At 62.7% G+C, this 18,854-nt stretch carries 17 protein-coding genes; 6 read left to right on the top strand and 11 right to left on the bottom strand.

The window, feature by feature from the left end:
• Positions 1-18: 18 nt before the first annotated feature.
• Complete coding sequence (locus tag BMZ23_RS07775; RefSeq protein ID WP_093475046.1) at positions 19-873, bottom strand: SDR family NAD(P)-dependent oxidoreductase; 855 nt, start codon at positions 871-873, stop codon at positions 19-21.
• A 207-nt stretch (positions 874-1,080) separates the two neighbouring features.
• Between BMZ23_RS07775 and BMZ23_RS07770 the strand changes: the two genes are divergently transcribed.
• Both BMZ23_RS07770 and BMZ23_RS07765 read left to right on the top strand, forming a co-directional pair.
• Positions 1,081-2,313, top strand: coding sequence for a type 2 periplasmic-binding domain-containing protein (locus BMZ23_RS07770; RefSeq protein ID WP_093475043.1), 1,233 nt, complete (start codon positions 1,081-1,083; stop codon positions 2,311-2,313).
• A gap of 70 nt (positions 2,314-2,383) precedes the next feature.
• Positions 2,384-2,818: a PA0061/PA0062 family lipoprotein gene (locus BMZ23_RS07765; protein WP_093475040.1), complete on the top strand. Its 435-nt coding sequence runs from the start codon at positions 2,384-2,386 to the stop codon at positions 2,816-2,818.
• Positions 2,819-2,883: 65 nt separating this feature from the next.
• Here BMZ23_RS07765 and fliS read toward each other — a convergent pair whose 3' ends face one another.
• From fliS to BMZ23_RS07745, 4 genes are all read right to left on the bottom strand, one after another.
• Complete coding sequence (gene fliS / locus BMZ23_RS07760) at positions 2,884-3,255, bottom strand: flagellar export chaperone FliS (RefSeq protein WP_093475037.1); 372 nt, start codon at positions 3,253-3,255, stop codon at positions 2,884-2,886.
• Positions 3,256-3,257: 2 nt separating this feature from the next.
• Entirely contained in the window at positions 3,258-4,730 is a 1,473-nt protein-coding gene (gene fliD, locus BMZ23_RS07755) for a flagellar filament capping protein FliD (protein WP_093475034.1), read from the bottom strand.
• 97 nt (positions 4,731-4,827) lie between these two features.
• Entirely contained in the window at positions 4,828-5,214 is a 387-nt protein-coding gene (locus BMZ23_RS07750; RefSeq protein WP_093475030.1) for a flagellar protein FlaG, read from the bottom strand.
• A 72-nt stretch (positions 5,215-5,286) separates the two neighbouring features.
• The gene (locus BMZ23_RS07745; RefSeq protein ID WP_093475027.1) at positions 5,287-6,774 is read right to left on the bottom strand and encodes a flagellin; all 1,488 of its coding nucleotides are present in this window, start codon (positions 6,772-6,774) and stop codon (positions 5,287-5,289) included.
• Positions 6,775-7,045: 271 nt separating this feature from the next.
• Between BMZ23_RS07745 and coaE the strand changes: the two genes are divergently transcribed.
• Genes coaE through BMZ23_RS07730 form a run of 3 tightly spaced genes read left to right on the top strand, consistent with a single transcriptional unit; the run spans position 7,046 to position 8,813 of the window.
• A complete protein-coding gene (gene coaE, locus BMZ23_RS07740) occupies positions 7,046-7,696 on the top strand; it encodes a dephospho-CoA kinase (protein WP_245748156.1) in 651 nt (216 codons plus the stop codon).
• Complete coding sequence (gene yacG / locus BMZ23_RS07735) at positions 7,693-7,884, top strand: DNA gyrase inhibitor YacG (RefSeq protein ID WP_093475024.1); 192 nt, start codon at positions 7,693-7,695, stop codon at positions 7,882-7,884. The genes coaE and yacG overlap by 4 nt, the downstream gene beginning before the upstream one ends.
• Positions 7,881-8,813 carry a Nudix family hydrolase gene (locus BMZ23_RS07730; RefSeq protein ID WP_281242313.1) on the top strand — a complete coding sequence of 311 codons (933 nt, stop codon included), beginning with the start codon at positions 7,881-7,883 and terminating at the stop codon, positions 8,811-8,813. The genes yacG and BMZ23_RS07730 overlap by 4 nt, the downstream gene beginning before the upstream one ends.
• A gap of 200 nt (positions 8,814-9,013) precedes the next feature.
• Here the strand turns inward: BMZ23_RS07730 and BMZ23_RS07725 are convergent, their stop codons facing one another.
• The 3 genes from BMZ23_RS07725 to BMZ23_RS07715 all read right to left on the bottom strand — a co-directional run bounded on the left by BMZ23_RS07725 (position 9,014) and on the right by BMZ23_RS07715 (position 12,214).
• On the bottom strand, positions 9,014-10,636 hold the full coding sequence (locus tag BMZ23_RS07725; RefSeq protein ID WP_093475021.1) for a methyl-accepting chemotaxis protein: 1,623 nt from the start codon (positions 10,634-10,636) through the stop codon (positions 9,014-9,016).
• Positions 10,637-10,915: 279 nt separating this feature from the next.
• The gene (locus tag BMZ23_RS07720; protein ID WP_093475018.1) at positions 10,916-11,854 is read right to left on the bottom strand and encodes a glutathione S-transferase family protein; all 939 of its coding nucleotides are present in this window, start codon (positions 11,852-11,854) and stop codon (positions 10,916-10,918) included.
• A gap of 72 nt (positions 11,855-11,926) precedes the next feature.
• Positions 11,927-12,214, bottom strand: coding sequence for a GIY-YIG nuclease family protein (locus tag BMZ23_RS07715; protein WP_093475015.1), 288 nt, complete (start codon positions 12,212-12,214; stop codon positions 11,927-11,929).
• A gap of 30 nt (positions 12,215-12,244) precedes the next feature.
• Here BMZ23_RS07715 and BMZ23_RS07710 point away from each other — a divergent pair, with 30 nt between their 5' ends.
• On the top strand, positions 12,245-12,733 hold the full coding sequence (locus BMZ23_RS07710; protein WP_093475012.1) for an asparaginase domain-containing protein: 489 nt from the start codon (positions 12,245-12,247) through the stop codon (positions 12,731-12,733).
• A 9-nt stretch (positions 12,734-12,742) separates the two neighbouring features.
• Here BMZ23_RS07710 and tldD read toward each other — a convergent pair whose 3' ends face one another.
• The 3 genes from tldD to BMZ23_RS07695 are packed head-to-tail and all read right to left on the bottom strand — an operon-like array spanning position 12,743 to position 18,854.
• The gene (gene tldD / locus BMZ23_RS07705) at positions 12,743-14,185 is read right to left on the bottom strand and encodes a metalloprotease TldD (RefSeq protein ID WP_093475009.1); all 1,443 of its coding nucleotides are present in this window, start codon (positions 14,183-14,185) and stop codon (positions 12,743-12,745) included.
• Positions 14,182-15,033 (bottom strand): carbon-nitrogen hydrolase family protein, encoded by an 852-nt coding sequence (locus BMZ23_RS07700; protein WP_425431675.1) that lies wholly within the window; start codon positions 15,031-15,033, stop codon positions 14,182-14,184. Before BMZ23_RS07700 ends, tldD begins: the two co-directional genes overlap by 4 nt.
• Before the next feature lie 5 nt (positions 15,034-15,038).
• Positions 15,039-18,854 carry a YhdP family protein gene (locus BMZ23_RS07695; protein ID WP_177197243.1) on the bottom strand — a complete coding sequence of 1,272 codons (3,816 nt, stop codon included), beginning with the start codon at positions 18,852-18,854 and terminating at the stop codon, positions 15,039-15,041.

Genomic DNA, 18,854 nt, shown 5'->3' with positions numbered 1-18,854 from the left:
CAACCCCGGCGCCAGGCGTTACTGCGGGTTCATCGAATCGAACACCTCGCCCTGACGCGCAGCCGCGTCGGCGCGCATCCTGATCAGGTGCGGGATCTTGTTATGCGGGAACACATAGAATCGATCTTCTTCCACCGCCTTCATGGTCATCTCGGCAATCTCGGCGGCGGAAATCTTGCCCTTCTCCACCGCCTGCTTGATCATTTCCGAGCGCATCGCCGCCTTCTCACCACTCAACTGCACGGTCTCGGCCTTGTCCGCCGGACGGTTACGCGCCGACTCGTGGATCGCCGTGGGGAAGAACGCCGGGCACAGGCAGGTCACGCCGACATTTGCCCCGGCATCACGCAGATCCAGCGCCAGGGTTTCCGACAGCGCCACCACCGAATGCTTGGTCACGTTGTAAATGGCCATGCTCGGGCCATTCAGCCAGCCGGCCGCCGAGGCGGTATTGACGATATGCCCTTCACCCTGGGCGATCAGCATCGGGGTGAACACCTTGACGCCCCAGGCCACCCCATACAGGTTAACGCCCATTACCCATTCCCAGTCAGCCACGGTGTTTTCCCAGGCCGGGCCTCCGACGCTGACGCCGGCATTGTTGAACACCACATGCGCACTGCCGAAGCGGCTCTTGCACAGATCGGCAAAGGCCTGCACCTGTTCCAGGCTGGAAACGTCCAGGCGCATGCTGGCGGACTCGGTGCCCGGATGGGCCTGCTCGACCAGCCGCAGGGTTTCCTGCATGCCCTTCTCGTCGACATCACCAAGCACCAGCTTCATTCCGCGGGCCGCGCAGCACAGCGCCAGCTCACGCCCCAGACCGCTGCCACCACCGGTAATTGCCGCCACCTTGCCGTTCAGTTCACGCATGGATTTGCTCCCTTGATCATCAATACCGGGCAGCGCACGCCGCTGCCAATTCGCCCGCCAGCATGCCGGCAGCGTCGCCCGGGCGCCAGTGCTATCGGCCAGGCTGATCGGACAACCCCGGCTCGCCTTATGCTCTGACGCCAGGGCACATCATCCACACAGCAACTATAGTCATGACACAACAGCCAATGCTCACGGAGGATCACCATGCTGACCAGACTGATAGCCGCCCTGCTCTGCCTTCTCGCAACGGCTGCCACCGCCAGCGACGTGCTGCGCCTGAACACCGACATACTGCCGCCCTATCAGGTACGCGAAGGCGAACAGCTCGGCGGCAGCTCGGTCAATGCGCTGGACTGCATCTTTCGCGCCATGCAGCAACCCTACGAAATCCGCGTGTTACCGCTGCAACGGGCCATTCACGATGTACAACAGCAACGCGCCGACGGCTTTTTCTCTGCCACCCGCATCAGCCAGATAGACAGCTTCGCCCGCCTTTCCGCCCCCCTGGCGCTGGAAAAATGGTACTGGTACAGCAACCAGCCTGCCGCTCCGGGGCTACAGGAAAACCGCCAGAGGTTGCGCATCGGCGCACTGCGCGGCAGCAACCAGCAGGTCTGGCTGGAGCAGAATGGCTATAACGTGGTATCGCAGGTGGGCAATCACGAACAACTGCTGAAACTGCTGCAACTGGAGCGCATTGACGCCTTTATTGCCGACCAGCGCACCTTGCGTATGAAAATGACGCAGCTACCCGGCAATCTGCGCCCGGATCACCAGCACTTTCTCAAATACAGCACGCTAGGCGTGTATTTCGGCAAGCACTTTCTGGAGCGCCGACAGGGGTTTCTCGACAATTTCGATCACCATATTTTCGGCTGCCTGCGTGAACAGCCAAAGCTCAACGATGCTGAACGCCTGCTGATTGGCACGCTCTACCAAAACCGCTTTGCCGGCTGGGCCAGCCATCCGCTGCTGATCGAGCGCGTACGCGAGCAGAACCGCCAGCACCGCGGCATGGGGTTGCAACGCATACTGGAGCTGGACCAGCAATGGGTACTCGAAAGCAGCCAGCCGCGCCGCCCACTGATCACCTCGGTGCTGAGCAACCCCGCCTCGCACTGGCTGGTCGAACAGCAGCAAGCCAGTGACGGACTGGTCACCGAGATCATACTGACCGACCGCTTCGGCCTGAATGCCGCCGTCAGCGAAATCACCACCGACTACTGGCAGGGTGACGAGGAAAAGTTTTCCATGAGCTTTTTTTCCGAGAACGGCGAGCCGGTAGTTGGCCAACTGGACTATGACGAGTCCACCCGGCACTTTCAGGTGCACATCAGCAACCGCCTGCGCGACCCCGACACCGCAGAAGTAATTGGTGTACTGATTGTCGGACTGGGCATCGAGCAGGCCATGCAACTGGCCAGCCAGCCGGAATAAATCCAGAGGCATTGCGCAAACAATGCCCCTTCAGGCATCTTGGCCCCAGCCCTTGGTTCCGGAGCCTGCCATGCACCGCCTCTGCCTGACATACCGCATCACCGTACTGCTGCTCGGGCTGCTGGTCTGCAGCATAACGCTGGCCAGCAGCCCGGGCAGCGACGTCACCCTGCAACTGCATAACAGTACCGGTATCGAGCTGCGCGCCTGGCGCATCAACGGTCAGGCGCAGCGCCAGTTGCGTTTCCCGCCATTACAGGCCGGCGAGCACCGGCTGGAAGTGCGCATGCACTATGAAATCCCCGGCTGGCGCCGTTCCGGCGGCTTCGGTGAATCCCACTGGCGCACCTGTATCATGCAACTGCCACCAGTCAGCCTGCAGGCCGGCAACCACTACCACATCCGCGCCCGCCGTCTGGGCCGCGATCCGCAGCTTTGGCTGGAGGATGCGACCGGCAAGCAGCTACAACGCGCCAGCATCCGCAGCTGCGGGCCGGGATTGTGACCGGCAATAAAAAACCCGCTGTAGCCTGAATCACAGCGGGTTCTTCCCAATGCACAAGAGGGCTATCAGCCGGCCGGCGCTATCTCGTCCCAGCCTTCCTTGATCTGTACCAGCAGCGTTTCCACCTCATCCAGCGAACGCGGCGTATCGTCCAGCGCCACCCCGGCCAGCTTGCGGGTGATGTAGTCGTAGAGCGAATCCAGATTCTCGGCAATAGCCCCGCCCTGCTCGCGATCGAGTGCCGCCTGCAAGGCGCCGACGATGCTGATGGTGCTGCCAACCGCCGTGCCGCGCCGCTCGGTATCACCGGTCTGCATGGCCAGCCGTGCCAGTCGCACACGCTCTATGGCACCGGACAGCAACAACTGCACCGCACGGTACTGCGATACCTCCTGCGAAATACTGACCTTGGCATAGGTATCAATCGGATTGGGCATGTTTATCGCCTCCTGTCTTGTCTGACCACACCGGGCAGATTGGCCAACTGGCCTTCGAGGTACTGGCTGGTCTGGCTGAGTTGCCCGACCAGTTGGTCCATGGCATTGAACTGGGCAAACAGACGCGCCTCGAGCTGGGTAACCCGGCGCGCCAGATCTTCACGTTGCTGATCTACACCGCGCAGGGTGGTTTGCAGGGCTTTGGTCCGCGAATCCAGCACGCCACCCGTTTCAGTAAGTGGCTTGGCTACGCTATCCAGCCGGCTCATCAGCCCCTGATCGCCCGTCAAAAAGCCTGATACCTGGGCAAAGTTGTCATCAAGCGCCTTGTCCAACCGGGCATCGTCAATCTTCAGCGAACCGTCTTTCTGAGTAGTTACACCCAGGTCTGCAAGTATACGGACGCCCTCGCTTCCGGCAGTTGGCGCAACCAGCTGATTACGCAAGCCAGACATAAAGGTACGCACGGTAGCGTCACCGACCAGAGCGCCAGTGACCGGCCTGCCGGAATCTCCGCCCACGCTGGTCACATTGGTCAGCGAGGCAACAGTTTCATTAAGCTTGTTATAGGCATCGACAAACGCCTTGATCTGGCTCTTCACGCCTGCCCTGTCTTCGGCCACAGACAGACTGATACTGTTGGCACTGGCAAGGTCTTCAGCAGACTGCGCCGACTTGAGGGTCAAAGTCACCCCTTCAATAGCGTTTTCTACGGTATTGCCCGGACTACGAATGGCAATACCGTCAATGGCCAGATTGGCATCCCGCGCGTAACTGATAACCCGCGGCGCCAACGGTTTATCGGGATCTACTGCGCCCGGCGTGTAGTTAGCATCCGGGGCTGGCGGCGTAAAAGCTAGCACGGACAGGTCGCCAGTGTCTTCGGCATCTGTGCTGACGCTGACACGAATATCCTTGCCATCGCCAGCCTGGGTAGAGCTGAGAATCAGCCGCGAACCTCCGGCACCCGAGGGATCGCTGACAATGCTGGCGCTCAGGCCGCTTTCCTTGCCGGCAACATTGATTGCATCGCGGATGGCACTTAGGCTGTCCTTGCCCTCCTCTACCAGAACGTCAACTTCGGTAGCACCAACATTGATGGTAAGGGTACCTGTGCCAACAGAGGCAGAAGGACTGGCTACACCCTGTAACGCCACCTTGCTGGTTTGCGCCAGGTTAAACACCTGCACGCTGTAGTTGCCTGATGAGGCGGTCTGGTCGGCGCTGACGCTGAACACATCGGTTTTGCCGGAAGTGGCACTGCGCTTTTCAAACAGCTCGGGATTATTCAGCCGGTCCAGTGCCTGCTGAAAGTCCGACAGCGCACTACGAAACTGGGCCAGCCCGGAAAAACGGGCGGTGGTAGATTTCTCCAGACGATCGAGCTGCAGGGTTTTAGGGGCGCGCTCGGCATTCACCATCGCCTTGACGATGGCATTGATGTCCAGCCCGGAACCCAATCCGGAAATAGCCATGACACTGCTCCCGCGACCGTTTGTTGACGGTCTGCTTGCCGAAATGAATGACCCGTCACCTCAAGCAAGAAGCTTGCCAGTGCCGGCCAGCAAAGGGCTAGGCCTCTGCCGAAAACAGCAGACTGCGGATCTCAGCCAGATTCTCGGCCAGCCGCAAGGCGTCTTCCGACGGTATTTGGCGAATCACCTCGCCAGTTTCGCGTTCGGTAACGTTGATCACTACCCGACCGCTGTCGTCATCCAGACTGAAGTTGATATTGCGCTGTACCGACTGCACAAAGTCCTGCATGTCAGCTACCACCTGTTCCAGCGCCTTGCCTTGGAGCGGTTGCGCCTGCTCGACCGCCTGGGGCGTCTGCACCGGCACAGGGTCACTGCTGGCCGGTGCCTGCGGCCTTGCTGGCGCCCGCACTGGCGCGTCACCTGCCAAGCCGACCGCAGGACTGCGGCTGAGCTCCGGAGTTTTTAGTGTTCCCATATCCATGGTACTTACCTCGCAATGGCAAAAGCGGAGGGAAGGTTACCCCTCCCCCCGCAGTCTACGCCGGTTTCCGCCTTAGCCCAACAGGCTGAGTACGGCCTGTGGCAACTGATTGGCCTGGGCCAGGATCGAAGTACCGGCCTGCTGCAGAATCTGGTTCTTGGTCAGATTTGCAGTCTCGGCGGCAAAGTCGGTGTCCTGGATACGACCACGGGCAGCCGATACGTTCTCCGAGATGTTTTGCAGGTTGGCAATGGTATTCTCGAAGCGGTTTTGTACCGCACCAAGGTCAGCGCGCTGGCTGTCAATGGACTTCAAGGCCGCATCAATCACCGAAATTGCATCTTGAGCGCCTTTAGCGGAGGAGATATTGATATTAGCAACAGAGTCCACGCCAGAGCTTGCAGTCGCACTACCAAAAACTTGAGTGCTAGCGCCTGAGAAGCCAAAGTCCCTAACACCACTCAACTCCACTGTACCAACAGCGATACGGGCTTCACCAGTTGTGCTGGTCAGACCCACTCCATTGATACCCATACCAAAGGTCAATGCTCCAGCAGCAATTGGGGTTGCACCATCACTCTGCATACCTGTAGCAGCAAAGGTAATATCATCCGAGCCGCTAAGCACGATCTTGCTTCTGTCCAAGGAACCGTCATCGTTGACCGCAAAATCAACCGAAACCCCTGCATCTGCAGAGTTCAACTGGTTTTTCAGGGCAGTCAGGTCGTTACCATTAAAATTTGTAACGCTAACAGCCTTACTATTAACAGTGAGATTCAGCGTCCCACCCTGAAGGGTATTTACAAAATTACCAAGTGTAACCTCGTTCTTCACAGAGGCAGTCACCCCGACACCAGCCGCAGCTGTCGCGGTGTTGATAGCATCAGCAATACCTTTTGAGGTTGCGTTAGCTGCGTAAGTGATTGCGCCAGTGGAACCTTGAGCATCAGTGATCTTGAAGTTTGCTGAAGCATCCACTACGGAAATTCCATTAGTGGGCCCGGCAACATTTGAGCCCGCAACATTTCCTTTAGTGTCGTATTTATTGTTCCCAAGACGTGCAGCTTCAGTTGAGCTAATCGAGAACCCAATGGTTTCATTCGCCTGAGCCCCCACCTGGAAGTTTACGTTGCTAAACTCTCCAGTCAGCAAATTTTGACCACCAAAGGTTGTGGTACTGGCAATACGATCCAACTCTTCTTTGAGCTGGGTAACTTCTTGATTAAGCGCCTGACGCTCACTGACTGAGTTGCTGCCGTTAGCCGACTGCAGCGACAAGTCACGCATACGTTGCAGGATATTGGTCGACTGCTGCATGGCGCCTTCGGCGGTCTGTGCCAGCGAGATACCGTCGTTGGCGTTACGCACCGCCACGTTCAGGCCGTTGATCTGGCTGGTCAGACGGTTGGAAATTTGCAGGCCGGCGGCGTCGTCCTTGGCGGAGTTGATGCGCGAGCCAGTAGATAGCCGTTGCAGCGAAGTTTGCAGGGCGCTGGAAGAGTTGCCCAGATTGCGCTGGGTGTTCAGGGATGCAACGTTAGTATTTACTGTCAGGGACATGGTGTAGCCTCCGATTGTGGCAATTGCCCGGTATGCATCTCATGGTGCGGCAGCAGCCGGGCAACCATGAAATCTGCGTTCAAGTGAGGTATCGGCTGCGAAGGGAAAAGCTTTAGCCCTGTTTGCAATTTTTTTGCAGCCTGGCCAACACGCCCACTTGTAATAAGGTGATCGGTCAGTGCAGCAAAAGCTTTAGGCCAAACTCGGCATTTTCTTGCCCCCGTGCCGACGGAGCGGCAAGCAGGTGCCATCGACCGGCGGCTGCTTTATCATCCCTGCCGATCACGTCAACGAGGGAGCAACCGTGGACACCCCCCTGATCATCGGTCTGACCGGCGGCATCGGCAGTGGCAAGAGCGCCGCCGCCGAGCGTTTTGCCAGCCAGCATGGCATCCATGTGGTGGATGCCGATATCAAGTCGCGCGTTGTAGTCGAGCCGGGTCGCCCGGCGCTCGGGCAGATCGTTGACCGCTTTGGCCAGGCGGTGTTGCAGGCCGACGGCCAGCTCGACCGCGCCGCGCTGCGCCAGCGGGTGTTTGCCGAGCCGGCCGAGCGTCAGTGGCTGGAGCAGTTGCTGCACCCACTGATCCGCGACGAGATAGTCACTGACCTGCACAGCGCGCAATCGCCCTATGCGCTGCTGGTATCGCCGCTGCTGGTGGAGTCCGGCCAGCATCGGCTGACCCGCCGGGTATTGGTTATCGATGTGCCGCAGGCACTGCAGATCAGCCGCACGCTGGCCCGTGACGGTGTGCCGGAAGCCCAGGTACGCGCCATCCTGCAAGCCCAGGCCAGCCGCGAGGAACGTCTGCGCCATGCGCATGATGTCATCGTCAACGACCGCGATCTGGCGACGCTGCATGCCGGGGTGGATCGCCTGCACCAGTATTATTTGAGCCTGCGCGAGGGAGCCAAGCCATGACCATTGAACTGCAGTGCCCGACCTGCAAGGCCCCGGTGCGCTGGGACGAGAGCTTTCCGCAACGGCCGTTCTGCTCGCCGCGCTGCCGGCTGATTGATCTGGGTGCCTGGGCCGCCGAGGAGCATGTCATCGCCGGTCGCGAGGATGACGAGCAACAGCTGTTTTCCGACGACCTGGAGCAGCCGTGAGCGAGGCGCTGCATGTCATGGCCGCAGTGATTCGCGGCAGTGACGGGCGCATCCTGATTGCCCGGCGCGGCAGTCATCAGGATCAGGGCGGGCTCTGGGAGTTCCCCGGCGGCAAGCTGGAGCCGGGCGAGGCGCGCCTTGACGGGCTGCGCCGCGAGCTGCATGAGGAACTGGGGATAGACGTGCAGGCGGCGCGCCCGCTGATCGGCGTGCTGCACCATTACCCGAAACGCAGCGTATGGCTGGATGTGTGGCTGGTCAGTTCATTCAGTGGCGAGGCGCATGGCGCCGAAGGCCAGCCGCTGCGCTGGGTCGAGCCGGCGGCACTGGATGCGTATGCCTTCCCCGAGGCCAACCGCCCGATAGTGACTGCCGCGCAGTTGCCCGAGCGTTACCTGATCACTCCGGAACTGGATGACCTTGGTCGGCTGTGTGACGGCCTGGAACAGGCGCTGACCGGGGGCATCCGGCTGGTACAACTGCGGCAGAACCAGCTGGATGCGCCGGCCTATGCAGCCTGGGCCGAACAGTTGCTGGCGCGCTTTGACGGGCGTATCGACTGGCTGTTCAAGGGCAGCCACGCGCCGCACTGGCCGGGCGCTGGCTGGCACCTGCGCGCCAGCCAGCTGGGCGAGGTCAGCCGCGAGGAACTGGCGCGCTGCAGCGGCTGGACTGCTGCGTCCTGCCACAATGCCAATGAGCTGCAGCAGGCGCTGGCGCTGGGCGTGGATTTTGTCACCCTGTCCCCGCTGCTGCCGACCGCCAGCCACCCGCAGGCCACGCCGCTGGGCTGGGAGCAGGCCGCTGCGCTGCTGCGGGACTTTCCGAAACCCGCCTACCTGCTCGGTGGCCTGACCACGCCACAGCTGCCCGAGGCCTGGCAACACGGCGCCCAGGGCATCGCCGGAATACGTGGCTTGTGGCGGTAATGCCTGGCTGAAACCCGGCAGCCCGCTGGGCTGCGCTGCCGACTGAAGTCGGCGGGCCCAGTGGGACTGCTGTTTGGGATCGCCGACTTCAGTCGGCCAGCATTGCGCAGCAATGCGCGGGGTGATGTGCGGTTGGCGCGCAGGTCGGGCGAACACTGAACCCGGCAGCCCAGCGGGCTGCATGTTGGACTATACATTGTTCAGATACGGAACTTCTGCACCAGCTGGTTAAGCTGTTCTGCCAGCCGTGCCAGTTCGCTGCTGGCGGCGCTGGTCTGATTGGCGCCCGAGGCGGTCTGTACCGACAGGTCACGGATGTTCACCAGGCTGCGATCCACCTCACGCGCCACGCTGGACTGCTCCTCGGCAGCACTGGCGATGGTCTGGTTCTGCTCGTTGATCTGCACCACCGCCGCGGCAATCTGCTCCAGCGCTTCACCCGCCTCCTGGGCGATCTGGCGTGTGCGTTCGGCCTTCTGGCTGCTGGTGGCCATCGCCTGCACGGTGCTGCTGGTATCCGACTGGATAGCGTGCATCATGCTTTCGATTTCCTTGGTGGATTCCTGGGTGCGATGCGCCAGTGCGCGCACCTCGTCGGCGACCACGGCGAAGCCGCGACCGGTCTCGCCGGCACGTGCCGCCTCGATGGCGGCATTCAATGCCAGCAGGTTGGTCTGCTCGGCAATGCCGCGAATCACATCCAGCACGCTGCTGATATCGCCAACCCGCCGCGCCAGCTGCTCGACGCCCTCACGGGTATGGGTGATCTCGTGTTCAAGCTCGACCACCGTATTGACCGTGTGGTTGACCTTGCTGCGACCGAGCGTGGCCTTTTCTTCGGCCATCTCGGAGTTCTGCGAGGTGGCCGCCGCATTACGTGCCACTTCATCGACCGCCACGGTCATTTCGTTGACCGCCGTGGCTGACTGCTCCAGCTCGTCACTCTGCTTGTGCACGATCCGGGTTGATTCCTCGGTCACTGCGCTGAGTTCCTCGGCGGTGGAGGCCAACTGGGTGGAGGAGTCGTTGATCGCCAGAATGGTATCGCGCAACTGTGCCTGCATTTGCGCCAGCCCCCGAATCATCTCGCCCATTTCGTCACGGGCGGTGTCGTTGAACTGGCTGGTCAGGTCGCCGCCGGCAATGGTGGCACTGGCCTGCAACGCACGCCGGATTGGCTGTATCAGGCTGTTGCTGAACAGCAGGGCGAGTACTACGACCAGCACCAGAGCGACGATGATTACAATCACCATCAGGCTGTTGGTCGCAGAGATGGTCGACTTGGCCTCGCTTCCCGCTGCCGCCGAACGTTCCTGCTGATAGCTGCCCAACTGGTTCAAGGCATTGATGACCCTGGTACCGAGATCCCCAAAACCCTGATAGCGAAACTGGTCGGCTTGCTGGATGTCCCCGGCACGGATCATCGTCATCAGCTGTCGGTGCAGGGCGTCATATTCATTGCGGCTATTGGCCACTTCAGCCAAAAGCCGGCGACCATCATCGGACTCGATGTAGTTCTCGATAAGCCGAAGGTTGCTGGTAAAGTTTTCCTGCAGGCTGTCAAGCTGGTCATAGGCAGCCCGGCGTCCCTGTTCATTCTGGGCATAGATGGCATTCAGCGTGTGCAGGTGAGTCAACAGGAAGTCGCTGCGCAACTCGCCTACGGTGGTTGCTGCAGGCACGCGCATTTCGGTGAGGGTGTCGACCACCTGACCAATGCGATTGAACTGCAATATAGCTGTCAGGCCAAGGCCAAGCGCAATCAATCCCAATAGTCCGAAAGAGATAATCGAGCGTTGGCCAATTTTGAGTTGTCTGATCATGGATCCTGTTTCCCCTTTGGGAGTGATGCAAAAGTGCCTACCAGCGTAAGCCTAGCTCCGTAAGCGCTGATTGCCAGTGCGCCACTGCCGGTTGTTGGTGAATATTCTACCACGGCAGCCCTACGGGCTGCGCTGCCAACTGAAGCCGGCGGGCCCGGTGGGGACTGCTTTTTGGGATCGCCTGCGTCAGTCGGCCAGCATTGCGCAGCAATGCGCGGGGTGATGTGCGGTTGGCGCGCAGGCCAGGCGGTTGCAGCGCCCAGCCTGCGCTGGCAGTGCTTACTGGATGGCCTGGATACGGAAGCCGACCCTGGGGAAATGCACGTGCACGCGACCAGCGCGCTCATCGTCGCGGGCGATCACCAGTTCATCCAGCGCCTCATGCACCAGCTCACCCTCGACCGGATCGCAACCATAGTCCACCGCGCTGATGCTGACGCGCTGGCCCACCACAAGCCCGGACGGGCTGAAGAAGGCACCGAAATGCTGGCTGGATGGCTGGCTGTCGGCGGCGATTTTTACCGCCTCGGCGGAATCCAGCGCATTGAACGCGCCATGCCCGAAGTCGGCCATGCGTGCCATCCAGGCGCGCAGCGCCGGGTAGTCGTGCAGGGCATCGGCCAGCGCCGTGTTGCTGGTGACGAACCACAGCGGGTGATAATGGGCAAAATCGGCAATGCAGGCGTTGTTGCCGAGCAAAAACTCGCTGCCGCGATTGAGCTGGGTTTCCAGCCGCGCCAGCAGTACCGGCCATTGCGAGAAGCCTACCGCCGGCTCCAGCGGCTGCGCGCTGCCGCCCTTGAACAGCGCCTGCCGGTCGCTGACAAAGCCCTGAATCACCTCCTTGGCCATACCGGCAAAGCGCGCAGCCAGCCCCTGTGGCTGGAAATTCATTGCCACGCCATGCTGGAACAGCACGCTGTCGGCCCACTGCGCAAGACTGGTGGCAACCGCCTCCTGCCCCTCGGGGAACAGCGGCGGTGCGGCCTTTTCATGCTCCAGCCGACGGGCGATCAGCGCGGTGTCGCAATAAATATCCGCACCGATCTGCAACACCGGGGTACGCCGGTAGCCGCCGGTCAACGCGGTCAGGTCGGGCTTGGGCATCACTGCCGGGATCATCACCGAATGCCAGGACAGCCCCTTGAAGCCGAGCATCAGGCGGGCTTTTTCGGCAAAGGGCGATTGCGGGTAGTGATGCAGGATCAGGTCGGTCATGGGGGGTCTCCGGTTAATTAATCCAAGCTTAGACCGCCACCGGCGCGCTGCCCAGTACCTCGGCAAGGCTGATCAGCGGCTATTGAACTCACTGATAAGTCGCTGTTTGGCGGCGCGGTCCAGCGCCTTGATCGCCCGCTCGCGGCGCAACGCGCTGGCATGGTCGGCACAGGGCTCCTGCCAGACCAGCGCCTGCGCCGGGCTGCGATTGAAAAAGCGTGCGCCCTTGCCGCTCTGGTGCTGACGCAGGCGACGCTGCGGGTCGGTGCTGATGCCGCAGTAGAGGTGGCCGTTGGCGGCGCGGATCAGGTACACCCACCACTGCGCGGTCGGGCTGTGCTCTGGCGGTTGTGCAGGCATACTGTGGCGATTCACTGGAGGAACGGATTGATGTTGGTCGAGATTTTCACCACTGGCGGCACCTTCGACAAGCTGTACTTCGATGCCCTGAGCGATTACCGCATCGGCGAGCCGATGGTTGGCGAGCTGCTGCAGCAGGCGCGGGTCGGTTTTGACTACCGCATCGAGTCGCTGCTGAAAAAGGACAGTCTGGAGCTGGATGACGCCGACCGGGCGCTGATCCGCCAGCGGGTGGCGGCCAGCAACGCCAGCCATGTGCTGATCGTGCACGGCACCGACACCATGACCCTGACCGCCGCCGAACTGGCGGATATCCCGGACAAGGTAATGGTGCTGACCGGCGCCATGCAGCCGGCGCGCTTTCGCGACAGCGATGCACTGTTCAACCTGGGGCTGGCCATCGGCGCGCTGAACTGCTGCCCACCGGGCGTATGGATCGCCATGAGCGGACGTATCTTCGCCGCCGACGGGGTTCGCAAGAATCGCCTGGCCGGGCGCTTTGAGGAAAACGCGAGCTAAAAGCCCGCCTCAGCCGGTACCGCCGACGGTGATCTGGTCGATCTTCAGGGTTGGCTGACCGACACCGACCGGCACCGACTGGCCATCCTTGCCGCAGGTGCCGACGCCGCTGTCGAGCTGCAGGTCGTTGCCGACCATGCTGACCCGGTTCATCACCTCGGGGCCGTTGCCGATCAGGGTGGCGCCCTTGATCGGCGCGGTAATCCGGCCATCCTCGATCAGGTAGGCCTCGCTGGTGGAGAACACGAACTTGCCGCTGGTGATGTCGACCTGGCCACCGCCGAGATTGGCGCAGTAGATGCCCTTCTTCACCGAGCGGATGATTTCCTCCGGCTCGCTCTGGCCACCCAGCATGTAGGTGTTGGTCATGCGCGGCATCGGCAGGTGCGCGTAGGACTCGCGGCGCCCGTTGCCGGTGACCGGCACGCCCATCAGCCGGGCATTCAGCTTGTCCTGCATGTAGCCGCGCAGCACGCCGTTCTCGATCAGTGTGGTGCAGGCAGTCGGGGTGCCCTCGTCGTCCAGCGTTAGCGAGCCGCGGCGGCCGCTGAGGGTGCCGTCATCGACGATGGTGCACAGGCTGGAGGCGACCTTTTGGCCAACCCGGCCACTGTAGGCGGAGCTGCCCTTGCGGTTGAAATCGCCCTCCAGACCGTGGCCGACCGCCTCGTGCAGCAGCACCCCGGACCAGCCGGGGCCCATCACCACCGGCAGGCTGCCGGCCGGTGCGGCAATCGCCTCAAGGTTGACGCTGGCCTGGCGCACCGCTTCGCGGGCATAGGCCATTGCACGTTCCTCGGCCTCGAAGAAACGGTAGTCGGTACGCCCACCGCCGCCAAAGCTGCCACGCTCGCGGCGGCCGTTGTGTTCAATGATTACGCTGACATTCAGCCGCACCAGCGGGCGCAAGTCACCGGCCCAGGTGCCGTCGCTGGCCAGCACCAGCACGCTGTCGTGGACCCCGGCGAGGCTGACGCTGACCTGGGTGATGCGCGGGTCGAGGCTGCGAGTGTAGGCATCCAGACGTTGCAGCAGGGCGACCTTGTCGGCCTGGCTGAGCACATCCAGCGGGTTGTCGCCGGCATACAGCGGGGTGCCGCTGCGTTTCTGCCAGGCCTGCAGGCGGCCACTCTGGCCGGCGCGGGCGATGCTGGCGGCGGCCTGTGCGGCCTGCTGCAGGGGTGCCAGGGCGATTTCGTTGCTGTAGGCAAAGCCGGTTTTCTCGCCGCTCTGGGCGCGCACACCGACCCCACGGTCGAGGTTGAAGCTGCCATCCTTGACCAGGCCATCCTCCAGCGCCCAGCTTTCGCTGAGCTGGTGCTGGAAGTACAGGTCGGCGGCATCCACGCCGGGGGTTGCCATGATCCGCTCAAGCACCCCGGCGAGTGCCTGGGGGTCAAGTTCGGCGGGCGCCAGCAGGCGCTGTTCAACCTGCGACAGGGTATCGTTCATTGGCTGGATTCCTCGTTGGGCGGCACTATCTGCGGGTTGCCGGCAAAGCGCCGGTGTGCTGCCAGCGGCATATTACGGCGCACCCTGGCGATGCGCTCGGGATCAATCTCGGCCACCAGTGTACCGGGGTTGTCCGGCAGGCAGGCGGTTACTTCGCCCCAGGGGTCGATCAGGCAGCTGTGGCCATAGGTCTGGCGGCCATTGGGATGGCTGCCACACTGGTTGGCGGCCAGCACATAGCACTGGGTTTCGATGGCGCGAGCGCGCAGCAGCACCTCCCAGTGGGCGGCGCCGGTGACGGCGGTAAAGGCTGCCGGCACCACCAGCAGCTCGGCACCGTCGGCGCGCAGGGCCTGATACAGCTCGGGAAAGCGCAGATCGTAGCAAATGCTCAGGCCGACCCGGCCCACCGGGGTGTCGACACACAGCCAGTGCTCTCCGTGCCGGTAGTCGCGGGATTCGCGGTAGCTGCCGGTGCTGTCGGCGACATCCACATCGAACAGGTGCAGCTTGTCGTAACAGGCCACTTCTCGCCCCTCGGCATCCAGTACCAGACAGCTGGCATATACCGGCCCGCCCGGCTGGTGCACCAGCGGCAGGCTGCCGGCGATCAGCCAGACGCCATGCCGGCGTGCGCAGTCGGCCAGAAAGCGCCGGATCGGGCCCTGCCCGCCCTGCTCGGCAGCGGCGATGCGGGCCAGCTCGGCAGCGCCAAAGGCGGCGAAACATTCCGGCAGCAGCACCAGTTCGGCACCCTGCTGCGCGGCTGCGGCGATCAGTCGGTCAGCCTCGGCGATATTGGCCTCGGGCTGCGGGCCACTGGTCATCTGTATGGCGGCGACACGCAACATTGTCAGTCCTCCAGGGCGGCCTTGTTGTCGAAGGCGCGATCGAATTCCACGGTGGGCTGCTGCCAGTCACCACTGACCCGGTATTTTACCGAGGCAAAACGCGACATGCGTTCACCCAACAGACGGTCGGCGATAAACAGTACGCCGCCGAGCTGCGGTGCACCGGCAATCAGCGCGGCCAGCGGCAGGTTGTTGGTCACCGGCAGGGTAACCAGCAGTCCCATGTCGATATTATCCTGCGGCAGGTCGAGCTGGCCCTCCAGCTTCAGACGAGCGCTCGGGCCTTCCAGGCGCAGCGGCTCCATGGTGCTGAGTACGCCCTGCTCGACCCTGAGTTTGCCGCCCAGCGTGTCGTAGGCGGTGCCCTTGCCGAACAGGTCGGAGAAATCCAGCCGCAGGCGGCGGGTCAGTGCGTTGAAATTCAGCAGACCAAACACCCGCAGCGCCTCGGCCGAACCATCACCGCTCTGCAGCATGCCGTTACGCGCCTGCAGGCGCAGCTCGCCGGTGCTACGCGACAGCGCGAAGAAGGCAGGCGAGCCGGGCCATTGCAGGCGCGCATCGGTGACAAAGGTGTCGCTGGTCAGGGTCGGGGCATATTTCCAGGCGCGCAGCACCTGTCCGATGTCGTCGGCCTGCAGCACGCCGTCAAAGCGGCTGTGGCCCTGTCCGGACCAGTCCAGATCACCGGTCAGGCGCAGCCCGCGCAGGTCAATATCCAGGTCATGCAGGCGCATGCCCTGTTCGCTGCGGCGCAGGCGGGTGCGCAGCTCGCCAACGGCCTCGCCACCCCAGCGCAGCTCCTCGATATGCAGGTCGAGCTCCGGCAAGCTGGCGGGATCGACATCGGCCAGCGGGTCGACCGGCAGCAGCGGCTTGGCAATTGCACTGTCTGGGTCATGCTTGGCGGGGCGCGGCAGATTGAAATGCTGCAGATCGATGCGTGCCGGGCGATCCGAATCAGGCCAGAGAATCTGCCCTCGGATGTCCTGCTGCTCCAACGCCAGCAACCAGCCGCCCTCGACCCGCGCCAGACTGGCGTCAAGAGTATTCAATTGCCGGCCAAAACCGTTGAAATCAGCCACCTGCAAACTGGCTTCACGCACCGGCAAGGCCAGCGCCTGGCCGGATTCGCGACGGGTCAGGCGTGCAAACTGGTCACGCCACTCATCCCAGTCCAGCTGCTGCAGACGGGCGCTCAGGGTCAGCCCGGGCTGGTCGCCGAGTTGTGGCTGACCACTGGCAACCCGCAGGTCTGCCGTCAATCCGCGCGAGTCGAGCTGAGCCCGCGCACGCTGGTCATCGCCCAGTTGCAACTCCCAGAGCTGCCGTTGCGCCTGCAGGTTTGCCTGCAACAGCAACTGGCGTGACTGTTCGGCGGTTTTGCCCAGCTCGCCCGGCAGCATCAGTGCCAGGCCCTGCAGGTCACTGCGTACCGTGAGGGTGCTGCCGGTACTGCCAATACGAACCTGCGCCTGCCAGTCGGCCGCGCCTTCGGCCAGTTGCGCTGGCCATTGTTGCAGCAGAGGCCAACGCTGCAGTTGCGCCACGCTGTGACGTGCCGCCAGTTCGATCAGCAGTCCCTGGCTGTCGGTACTCAGGGCCGCCTGCAGGGGCTGATCAAGGAAGGAGGCATCCAGCGCGCTGCTGGACAGGCCGCTGTCGCTGCTCCAGCGTAGTGTTGCAGCCACTGCCTGCAGGGGCTCCTGCAGCAACGGGATTGCCAGTTGTTCAGCTTCCAGTTGCCAGTCCACCTGAACCGCCAGCTCCGCTTCAGACACCAGCGGGACAGCCAGTTGCAGCCGCCCGTCGACACTACCGTCACCACGCCAGCCTTGTAACGGGTCGCCACTGAGTTGCGCCAGCGGGCTGTCCTGCATCAGTTGCAGGGCATCCTGCAGCGGTCCTTGCAGCAGTCCGTCGATATTCAGCCGCAGCGGCTGCTGCGGCTCACTGCGCCGGGTATCCACCCGGATATCCGTCAGCCGGGTATTCCACAAACGGGCACTACTGCCGGCAATATCCAGCACGCCATCATCCAGCCACAGGCGGGCATTGACCTGCTGCAGCAATGGCCAGTCCGGCTGGAAGCGTAACTGGCCGTCGCGCACATCCAGTTGCAGGTCGAAGCGGCGTGCATCGGGGTCGGCATCGGCCGCCAACGATCCCTGGTAACTGAAAATACCCAGCGGCACCCGGCCATCCAGTTCGGCGCCGACCAGCCACGCATCCACTGCCGGCAGGAATGCCGGCGAACGGGTTGGCAGGTAACGGCGGTGCCAGCGTGCATGACTGTCGTGCAGCGCCACGCGAAGCTGCATATGCGGGTCTGCCGGCGCCGGCGGCAACTGCAGGCCCAATACCACACCGATGCGCCCTTCCTCACCCTCGACCCGCACGCCATCGGTGCTCAGATCAAAGCCTTGCTGCGGACTCCAGTGCCAGTCAAAGCGACCCAGCGCGTGCTGGTAGTGCCAGGCCTCGGGAAACAGCCGCGGCAGATGCAGTGACCAGTCACGGGCATCCAGTTGCAACTGGCCGCTGGCCGGACTACCCGTGATCACGCCATCGATCCCGTGCATTGCCGGTGCGCCCTGCCAGGCGGCGATGCCAACATCCTGCAGACGCGCACTGAATTGCAGCGCTTGCCAGTCCAGTCCCCGTTCACCGCTCACCTGTAGCTGCTGCAGATACCCTTCGGGCGCCAGTTGCCCAAGCAGTCCGGCCTGATCCGGTAGCAACCGCGCCAGCAAGCGGGCCAGCGGTTGCAATGCCAGGTGTTCGGCATGCAGTTGCCAGGCGGATTCGGCATCCTGCCAATGCAGTTGCAAACGACCGGCGGGCCAGTGGTTGTCGTCCAGTCGGAAACCAAAGTCCTCAACCTGCAGGCTCTGGCTGCTGCCGCTGCGCTGGTAGTCAAGTCGCAGCGGCAGGCTCTGCACCTGCATGGCCGACTGCGCCTCACGCTGCCCCAGCCGCATCACGCCTTGCTGCAGTTCAGCCTGCAAACGCCGCACAGTGCCGTTGTCCCAGTCCAGCCACCATTGGCCGGGCAGGCGCAGCTCGTCCAGTCCGTAGTCATTAACCCAGAGGGACGGCAGCCAGCGTTGCCAGTCGGTATCCGGTAACTGCAGATAGAGACGCCCGGTGTCCGGCAGCCAGCCGCTGGTACCTGCAGTGGCGCTCAGTTGCAGGCTGAGTGTGCGCCCGTCAGGCAATTGCACCTGCGCGTCCAGACGGCGCTGGTGGTGATCCTGGCGCAAGGTCAGCTGGCCCTGTTCGAACTGCCAGGAACCTTGTTCCCGAGGGCTGATGCGGATGCGGGTGTCGAGCAGGGTAATGCGCCGCTGGCTGGCCAGCAGGGCCGGCAAATCCAGCGCCTGTTGCGGACGCTCGCCCAGGCCTTCCAGTTGCCACCGGCCCTCGGCATCCTCCACCAGCGCCAGTGACAGTCCTTCGATCTGCACGGCATCCATCACCGGTTGGCGCTGCCAGAGGCTGGCAAACAGGTCGAGACGCGCGGTCACATGCTGCAAGTCAAACAGCCGCGGACTCTGCGGGTCGGCATCGGCATGAACTTTCAGACCGTGCAGCAGCAGCACCGGCTGACTGCCCTGCATCTGTCCCTGCAGGCGTTGCAACTCGATATGCCGACCAGTCAGTTCGCGTGCCCGTTCGACCAGCTCTGCCTGATAGCGGTCCAGTACCGGCATCAGCAGGCGGCCACTGCTGACATAAGCGGCGGCCAGCAGCAGCCAGCCGACCAGCAAGAGGATCAGCACGCCAAGCAGACGCTTGATCCGCGCTGCACTGAACAT

It is taken from the genome of Halopseudomonas yangmingensis, from assembly GCF_900114825.1.
GTDB lineage: Bacteria > Pseudomonadota > Gammaproteobacteria > Pseudomonadales > Pseudomonadaceae > Halopseudomonas > Halopseudomonas yangmingensis.
Note: the sequence above shows the minus strand (reverse complement) of the source record. Positions and strands in the feature narration are given on the sequence as shown.

What these genes read in the sequence shown, in the direction of transcription:
- BMZ23_RS07775 (WP_093475046.1), bottom strand. Translation starts at nt 873, where the DNA reads ATGCGTGAACTGAACGGCAAGGTGGCGGCAATTACCGGTGGTGGCAGC.
- BMZ23_RS07770 (WP_093475043.1), top strand. Translation starts at nt 1,081, where the DNA reads ATGCTGACCAGACTGATAGCCGCCCTGCTCTGCCTTCTCGCAACGGCT.
- BMZ23_RS07765 (WP_093475040.1), top strand. Translation starts at nt 2,384, where the DNA reads ATGCACCGCCTCTGCCTGACATACCGCATCACCGTACTGCTGCTCGGG.
- fliS (WP_093475037.1), bottom strand. Translation starts at nt 3,255, where the DNA reads ATGCCCAATCCGATTGATACCTATGCCAAGGTCAGTATTTCGCAGGAG.
- fliD (WP_093475034.1), bottom strand. Translation starts at nt 4,730, where the DNA reads ATGGCTATTTCCGGATTGGGTTCCGGGCTGGACATCAATGCCATCGTC.
- BMZ23_RS07750 (WP_093475030.1), bottom strand. Translation starts at nt 5,214, where the DNA reads ATGGATATGGGAACACTAAAAACTCCGGAGCTCAGCCGCAGTCCTGCG.
- BMZ23_RS07745 (WP_093475027.1), bottom strand. Translation starts at nt 6,774, where the DNA reads ATGTCCCTGACAGTAAATACTAACGTTGCATCCCTGAACACCCAGCGC.
- yacG (WP_093475024.1), top strand. Translation starts at nt 7,693, where the DNA reads ATGACCATTGAACTGCAGTGCCCGACCTGCAAGGCCCCGGTGCGCTGG.
- BMZ23_RS07725 (WP_093475021.1), bottom strand. Translation starts at nt 10,636, where the DNA reads ATGATCAGACAACTCAAAATTGGCCAACGCTCGATTATCTCTTTCGGA.
- BMZ23_RS07720 (WP_093475018.1), bottom strand. Translation starts at nt 11,854, where the DNA reads ATGACCGACCTGATCCTGCATCACTACCCGCAATCGCCCTTTGCCGAA.
- BMZ23_RS07715 (WP_093475015.1), bottom strand. Translation starts at nt 12,214, where the DNA reads ATGCCTGCACAACCGCCAGAGCACAGCCCGACCGCGCAGTGGTGGGTG.
- BMZ23_RS07710 (WP_093475012.1), top strand. Translation starts at nt 12,245, where the DNA reads ATGTTGGTCGAGATTTTCACCACTGGCGGCACCTTCGACAAGCTGTAC.
- tldD (WP_093475009.1), bottom strand. Translation starts at nt 14,185, where the DNA reads ATGAACGATACCCTGTCGCAGGTTGAACAGCGCCTGCTGGCGCCCGCC.
- BMZ23_RS07695 (WP_177197243.1), bottom strand. Translation starts at nt 18,854, where the DNA reads ATGTTCAGTGCAGCGCGGATCAAGCGTCTGCTTGGCGTGCTGATCCTC.